Consider the following 7,624-nt stretch of genomic DNA (forward strand, 5'->3'; position numbering starts at 1 on the left):
CACGACAGAAGCCTTTTGGCATGCTTAAAATTTGGTAAACCGTATGAGAACACTACAAGATCTATGTTGTTTTTTTGTTAATGGTTGAAAATGTACGGATACTTAAATCACCATGCGAAATGTAGGCCTGAAGCCTTTCGGTTACGGAATAAAATGCTGAGTGGATTTGATTTTAACAAGCAACAAATGGATGAATTACTGAGTTATTTGCAATACATGAAAGACCATAAAGACTTTAGCCAAGCTAATAAAAAAGAGTGAGCCTTAAGCTCACTCTTCTTATCTCTTAAAACTTTCTTCTTCTTAAAAATGCTAACGGCAATGCAAAGATCCAAAATAACATACCAGCACCTTTTCGTTCGTATGGTTTTTCACCTGGAACGTCAGAAAATGTACAAGCCGATGCACTCGTATCATTAACAGGCTTTAGCACAACCATGCGAGGAATGGAGGCAGTTACAGGCTGTCCAAGTGCATTTAGCTCAAACAATGGTTTCTTACTATCTGGATCAATTACAGGTTTACCATCATCATCAATTTGATAACGTGGCTTAGTTATTAAAGCTGTTCCAACAATTGTCCCATCATCATTAATGCTATTCGCTTCAACAACTTCAATTCTAGTTGAATAAGATAATTTCTTACCTGAACCATCTTCAACTTCAACTTGATGACGTTTCCAAGAATCACCATCAGGTTCATAACCTTTGGATTGACAAGTCAGTAAGTTATTTAAGTTATGAAATTTGGTCTCATCTTTCGAGCCCATTTCAAATAAGAAGCCCGCACGAGGGCGTACTTGAGTCTTACTGAAGTCTGTTTCGATACTACCAACAACTTGATTATTGTTATTGATATCCCTAGGTACACTGGTCAAATCCGTTAAGCGATCTTTAAAATCATTTGGGACCACAACTTTATCACCAGCAGCTTTAGTATCGTAGTAAAAGAATTTACTGCGAACACGCCCTTCGATAAAGGCGCTATAAGAGCCAACAAGAATTCCCGCATTATTAATAGCGTACGCGATAGAATCTCTGTCATCTTTTTCGCTGACATTAGGGACATGTTGATACTGGTATTTCCCATCTGCGTCTTTTTTCCAATAAGCCGCATCGTATCTTAGGTTGTTTTTATCTCCACCACGATATGTATCCGAACGCCCCACAATTACGCCATCATTATTAACACCAACAGCTTGTGCTTGGAAAATAGCTTTAGAGTCGCTATCAGGAGTTAAACCAAGAGGTAAATCAATCGAAGTTACCGTATTATCATCCTTCAATTGCCATGCTTGAGCTCTAATTTGATAAACTGGCAAAGGTCTTGTGCCAAACTGTAAATCTTGAACACACACTTCAACTGGCTCTTTGGCATCGGATTTTAAACAATTATCCAAATTACCTGTACTTGAATCAGCAATATCTGTACTGGCATATCCGACAACCAAATTACTGTCATTTATTGCCGATGCAGTTGATAAGCCACCAACCTCTGCTGTTTTGTTGTCAGAGTTTTTATAAGTGTGGTAAGGAGGAATAAGCGGTATTTCTACATCACCTTTCTTAATTACACCGCGAGTCTCATAGTCTCGAAAATACCAGAACTTTTGATCTTTGTTATTATCGTTTTTTTCACCAGTAAAAGGTAAAGTTCTTTGAGGGCCGCTCATACTACCGACTTGAATACCTGCAGCATTAATTCCAAATAATTGGCTATTAATTGAATTAGCATTATTAGGGGTACCAGGTGCTTTTGCACCATTGAATGACTCAAAGATTGGTACCCAATCTTTATTATCAGGAGTATTATCTGATGATGAGAATGCGTAATTATTTCCTTCGATTTCCTTATCAGTACTCAGAGTAATTCTTACTGAAGAGGAAATACCGTCAGCACTATCTACAATATCAGTGTCCACGTCATCAGGTTTTAGTACCTTACGACCTAATGCAACACCGACTAATTGATCATTATTATTAACCGCTTGCGCATAACCATTACGAGTGTTAGGCAGGGTTCCATTCCCCTCACCTACAAAATCATATTCTTGTTTATCTAGGTTTATAATTTCATAAACTGGTGCAGCAACTGCGTTTCCTAACGCTCCCAACACGCCTACTGCTACAGCAGACAGTGCAATCTTACGGCTTAACTTCATTTAATTATTCCTGTTTCACCCAGTTACTTTATAGCGACTCTAGTTCTTCCCAACGCTCAAAGTAGACTTCTAATTGTTGTTCTTTGTCCGCAAGTTCACCCAACTTTTCATTTACTGTATCTTGCGGTTGGTTATAAAAATCGGCTTGGTTTACCAATTCTTGTAATTGTTCTATTTCAAGCTCAAGTCGTTCCATTTTAGCCGGAAGTTCTTTCAACTCAAGTTGAAGCTTGTAACTTAGTTTTTTCGCTGGCTTTTTAGGCGCTTCAACCGTTACTGTTTTCGCTTCAACTTTCGGTTGGACAACAGTTTGCTCTTCAGGTTCCTCACGATAGAACTTAGCGCCTTGAGAAACGGCATCATTATAGCCACCAACGTATTCTGACCAGTGACCATTCCCTGCAAACCACCAGCTTGATGTTACGGTATTATCGATAAATTCTCTATCGTGACTTACGATTAAAAGAGTTCCTGTGAAATCGGCTAGTAACGACTCTAGCAATTCTAATGTCTCAATATCAAGATCATTCGTCGGTTCATCAAGAACAATTAAATTTGCTGGACGTAACAATAACCTTGCAAGTAATAGTCGGTTTTTTTCACCGCCCGATAGAGCTTTTACGGGGGTGCGGGCTCTTGCTGGCGAAAATAAGAAATCTTGAAGATAGCTTAAAATATGACGATCTTTACCATTAATGGTAATGGTTGATTTACCATCGCCGACGTTTTCTTCAACTGTTTTTTCAGGATCTAACGCTTCACGATACTGGTCGAAATATGCAACTTCTAATTTAGTACCACAGCGAACATCGCCCGATTGTGGTTGTATTTGTTCAAGCAACAGTTTGATTAACGTAGACTTACCACAACCGTTTGGGCCAATTAACGCTATGCGATCACCACGCATGACACGGGTCGAAAAGTTCTTAACTAGATTCTTATCAGGTAGATTGTAGTTAACGTCTTTAACTTCAAACACTAACTTACCTGAACGCTCTGCATCAGAAACCCCCATCGATACATTGCCTTGGCGATTGATTCTAGCCTTTCGCTCTTGCCTTAATGCCTTCAGCGCACGAACACGGCCTTCGTTACGGGTACGACGAGCTTTAATGCCTTGTCGAATCCACGCTTCTTCTTCAGCCAGTTTTTTATCAAATTGAGCATTCTGCTCTTCTTCAACTCGAAGCCACTCTTGCTTACCTTCAAGGTATTTGTGGTAAGTGCCTGGCCATGACGTCACAACACCACGGTCTAAGTCCACAATACGGGTTGCCATGCGTTGAATAAAACCACGATCGTGCGAGATAAAGGCAATCGCACCTTTAAAGCCAATTAGAAATTGCTCTAGCCATTCGATGGTATCGATATCAAGGTGGTTAGTTGGCTCGTCTAATAGCAGTAAATCAGGATCACATGCTAATGCTCTTGCTAACGCAACTTTTCGTTGCCAACCACCTGATAGCTCAGCAAGCGGTCTATCAGGATCTAAATCAAGCATTTGGCACATTTGATTAATACGTGCATCTAACTGCCAACCATTGTTGTGTTCAAGCTTTTCTTGTAGAACTTGCATGCGCTTGAGCAGGCGTTCCATCTCATCGCCTTCGGCACTGGCAAGCTTAATTGAAAGCTCATGATGTTCTTCTAGCATGTCACCGATTTCAGCAACACCCGCTGCAATATAAGCGTAAATTTTACCTTCAGCAGATTTTGGCGGATCTTGCTGTAGACGACTTACTTTGACATCGGTGGCAATATTAAATTCTCCATCATCCAGTAATACATCACCAGCGAGTACTTTTAATAAGCTAGATTTACCAGCACCGTTACGGCCGACGATACAAACGCGCTCACCTTCTTCAATGGTGAAATCGGCATTTTTTAATAGAGGGATATAGCCATAAGCCAATGAACCATTATTGATACGAACCAGACTCAATTTATGCTCCTATAAAATCTTCAATATCCTGTGGCTCAAACGGCCAACCTAGCTCTTGCTGATTGTGATTATTCATTAGTACAGGTATACGAATACCATACTGTTCAGCCAGTGTTTCATCATCACAAATATCCACCATTTCAAATGGTAACTTGAGAGATACTAATTGAGCTTCGGCTAATTCACACAGATGACAACCATCTGTGTGAAATAATGTTAGAGGTTTAATTTGCTTATCCACGAGTGAGCATCCATACATTATGAATATGAGGATTACGCTTGTAATCTTGTGGAAGCAGTTTGGCGTCTAGGTTTAGCACTTTGATGCCCATTTTCTCAAACGTCGCTGTATCCATTTTGAACTTACGCTTATTGTTCGAGAAAATGATCTGCCCTTGTGGGCTTAACATCTTAAATAGCTTACTCAACATATCAACATGATCACGTTGTACGTCGAATGAATCTTCCATACGTTTCGAGTTTGAGAAAGTAGGAGGATCGATAAAGATAAGATCGTATTCACCTTTACCTTGCTCAATCCATTGTAAACAATCAGCTTGCTCGAAATGATATTGCTTTCCAAATAATGAATTCAACGCAAAGTTGTCTTTCGCCCAGTTCAAATAGGTATTTGACATATCAACCGTTGTAACAGACTTTGCACCACCTAACGCAGCGTGTACTGATGCTGAGCCAGTATAAGCAAATAGGTTAAGCACTCGTTTATCTTTTGATTGCTCGCCAACAAACTTACGAGTTAAGCGGTGGTCAAGGAACAGGCCTGTATCTAAATAGCCAGATAAGTTAAGCTTGAATTGAGCACCATACTCAAGAGTCGTTAATTCAACCTTTTCTTTTTGCAGCTTATTGTATTGATTAGTGCCCTTTTGACGTTCACGAGTTTTAACAACAATTTGATCTGGATGAACATCAACAATATGTGGTAACACTAATAAAATGTCGCTGATACGACGCTTAGTCACTGACTCAGGGATTGAAGAAGGTGCAGCGTATTCTTGTACCACGACGTAATCAACATAACGGTCAACAGCTACATTATATTCAGGAATATCAGCATCGTATAAACGATAACTGTCAATGCCCTCTTTCTTCGCCCACTTAGTTAACTGTTTGATGTTTTTCTTCAAACGGTTACTAAAATCAGGAGCAACATTACTTAAATCAGCAGCGTGTGTTTCAACTTCACGGCGGGTACTGTTGGCGTAGAGGCTATAAATATTGAAGCCACACTCAATTGCACCGTTATACATTTTCAGTTGTTTATCGGCTTTAAGCTTAAGCGCGGACAGCAATTCAATTTCACTACACAGCATGGCGACTTTCCAACCACCAAAGTTTTGCTTTAAATGGGCACCAATTTGGTAATAAAGTTGTAGAAGATTCGTTTTAGTTCCAAGACGCTCACCATAAGGAGGGTTGGTAACTAAGGTTCCTGTCTCAACTGGAGGTATGGCTTCAAGGGCGTCAGCTTGAGTAAATTCGATTAACCCACTGACACCTGCACTTTTAGCATTGCGTTTAGCAATACTTAATACTCTTGCATCAGTGTCAGAACCAAAGAACTTAAATGAACATCGATTGATACCACGAGAAGCTCTCGCTTCAGCTTCTTTTAAAATGCCATCCCACAGTTCTTCTTTATGGCGTCGCCAGTGTTTAAAGCCAAAGTGAAAGCGATTAAGCGCTGGTGCAACATCAGCGGCGATCATTGCCGCTTCAATCAAAATAGTGCCGCTACCACAGAATGGGTCCATTAGATCTGTTGGTTCATTTGACCAACCACTTCTCGCAAGCATATTGGCAGCTAGATTTTCTTTTAAAGGTGCAGCACCAGTATTATCGCGGTACCCACGTTGATGTAATGCAGGACCAGAGAAGTTAATACCAATGGTTAAATTGCCACGACGGAAATGGGCATCGATACGGAAATCAGCATGACTACGCGCTACATCCGGGCGTACTTCGCCGTCATCACGAAAGCGATCTACTACTGCATCTTTGATCTTTAATGCACCGAACTGGGTATTTTTGATAAAACCGCCAGTGCCATGAAAATCAATACTGAAAGTACTGCTATTAGAAAAGTGGCTCGGCCAGTCAATACAATAAGCTGAGTTATAAAGTTCTTCAGGATTATTACATGGCACTTTTTGCAAAATGAGTACGATTCGACTGGCTAATCGACTCCATAAAGTAATGCGATAGCCAAGTTCTAGATCAGCAGAAAAATACACCCCTGCAACACTTTCTTTAACGTCGGTAGCGCCTAGCTGAGTTAACTCTTGAGCCAAGCTATATTCAAAGCCACGTGGGGCCGCTGCAAAAAATTCAAACATGTGGTACTTCAACACCATAAAATTATGGGGTTTATTATACCTGTTCAATCATTTAAAAGATAAAGAGAAACGATAAAAAAACCAAATTGGCTTGAAAGATAGTAAATTGTAGGAAATTAACTCGAACTGACCCATTTTTGAACGAATGATTCTTTATTTGAAGATTTCACTTGCATCGCCGCAGTGGTATCGCTTATAGTTCGCCCCGCTTTAGAGACAGACGCGGGATGGAGCAGCATGGTAGCTCGTCGGGCTCATAACCCGAAGGTCGTCGGTTCAAATCCGGCTCCCGCAACCAACTTGGTAACGAGTAAGTCTTAAAAGCAAAAAGTAATCAGTCGCGGGATGGAGCAGCATGGTAGCTCGTCGGGCTCATAACCCGAAGGTCGTCGGTTCAAATCCGGCTCCCGCAACCAATTATCTAAATTGAAATCTGATTATAAAAATACAGTCGCGGGGTGGAGCAGCTTGGTAGCTCGTCGGGCTCATAACCCGAAGGTCGTCGGTTCAAATCCGGCCCCCGCAACCAATTCTTTCATAAAAAACTGTATTTCAAACATCCGGACGCGGGATGGAGCAGCATGGTAGCTCGTCGGGCTCAGCTCCTCATAAAAGCCAGCGAAGGTCATCGGTTCAAATCCGGCTCCCGCAACCAATTCTTATATTTATTTAAATTATCCCTTTAAAATACTCGTATATTTTAACAAATCCCTAAGCTTCATATTTTAAATTAGATCTTTTTAATCCCCTTCAAATTTTATTGAGTAGCCATAGCAAACTAAAGTTATAACTATTCTAGAGTTTTGGTTATCTATATTATTCATTGCGCTTTTATGGTAAGCGTCTGCCGAACCCCACTAATCCTTATCAAAATTCCAAGGCATTAAGGGCTCTAAATCGCTAGGAGCATGAGCAAGTTGCTCAAATAAATAGGTGAGATATTGAGAGGGATTAACGCCATTGACTTTGCAAGTTTCAACGATACTGTATAACACTGCACTACTGTTGGCGCCGCTTTCAGTGTGACAGAAGAGAAAATTTTTTCTACCAATGGCAAAATGTTTTGCTTCGCGCTCGACGCGATTATTATCGATGCTTAACCGCCCATCTTCGAGATAGCGAACCAGTTTTTCCCATTGATTTAAGCTGTAGTTAATGGCTGTA

Annotated in this window: 5 protein-coding genes and 4 tRNA genes; 4 read left to right on the plus strand and 5 right to left on the minus strand. The window is 40.6% G+C overall.

What is annotated here, in order from left to right; genetic code table 11:
• Positions 1–286: 286 nt before the first annotated feature.
• The 4 genes from D5018_RS19855 to rlmKL are packed head-to-tail and all read right to left on the minus strand — an operon-like array spanning position 287 to position 6,460.
• Positions 287–2,161: a DUF3466 family protein gene (locus D5018_RS19855; RefSeq protein WP_121840724.1), complete on the minus strand. Its 1,875-nt coding sequence runs from the start codon at positions 2,159–2,161 to the stop codon at positions 287–289.
• A 28-nt stretch (positions 2,162–2,189) separates the two neighbouring features.
• Entirely contained in the window at positions 2,190–4,103 is a 1,914-nt protein-coding gene (locus D5018_RS19860) for an ABC transporter ATP-binding protein (RefSeq protein ID WP_121840725.1), read from the minus strand.
• Between the two features lies 1 nt (position 4,104).
• Positions 4,105–4,344, minus strand: coding sequence for a glutaredoxin family protein (locus D5018_RS19865; protein ID WP_243637481.1), 240 nt, complete (start codon positions 4,342–4,344; stop codon positions 4,105–4,107).
• Positions 4,337–6,460 carry a bifunctional 23S rRNA (guanine(2069)-N(7))-methyltransferase RlmK/23S rRNA (guanine(2445)-N(2))-methyltransferase RlmL gene (gene rlmKL / locus D5018_RS19870; RefSeq protein ID WP_121840727.1) on the minus strand — a complete coding sequence of 708 codons (2,124 nt, stop codon included), beginning with the start codon at positions 6,458–6,460 and terminating at the stop codon, positions 4,337–4,339. Before rlmKL ends, D5018_RS19865 begins: the two co-directional genes overlap by 8 nt.
• 221 nt (positions 6,461–6,681) lie before the next feature.
• Here rlmKL and D5018_RS19875 point away from each other — a divergent pair.
• The 4 genes from D5018_RS19875 (at position 6,682) to D5018_RS19890 (ending at position 7,115) form a co-directional block, all read left to right on the plus strand.
• A tRNA-Met gene (locus D5018_RS19875) sits at positions 6,682–6,758 on the plus strand.
• 41 nt (positions 6,759–6,799) lie between these two features.
• A tRNA-Met gene (locus D5018_RS19880) sits at positions 6,800–6,876 on the plus strand.
• Between the two features lie 36 nt (positions 6,877–6,912).
• A tRNA-Met gene (locus D5018_RS19885) sits at positions 6,913–6,989 on the plus strand.
• Between the two features lie 36 nt (positions 6,990–7,025).
• Positions 7,026–7,115: transfer RNA gene (locus D5018_RS19890), tRNA-OTHER, on the plus strand.
• Positions 7,116–7,317: 202 nt separating this feature from the next.
• Here the strand turns inward: D5018_RS19890 and D5018_RS19895 are convergent.
• Positions 7,318–7,624: IS66 family transposase (locus D5018_RS19895; RefSeq protein WP_133309349.1), on the minus strand; the 307-nt coding region annotated here is incomplete at its 5' end.

This window comes from Parashewanella curva (genome assembly GCF_003675895.1).
Taxonomy (GTDB): Bacteria; Pseudomonadota; Gammaproteobacteria; order Enterobacterales; family Shewanellaceae; genus Parashewanella; species Parashewanella curva.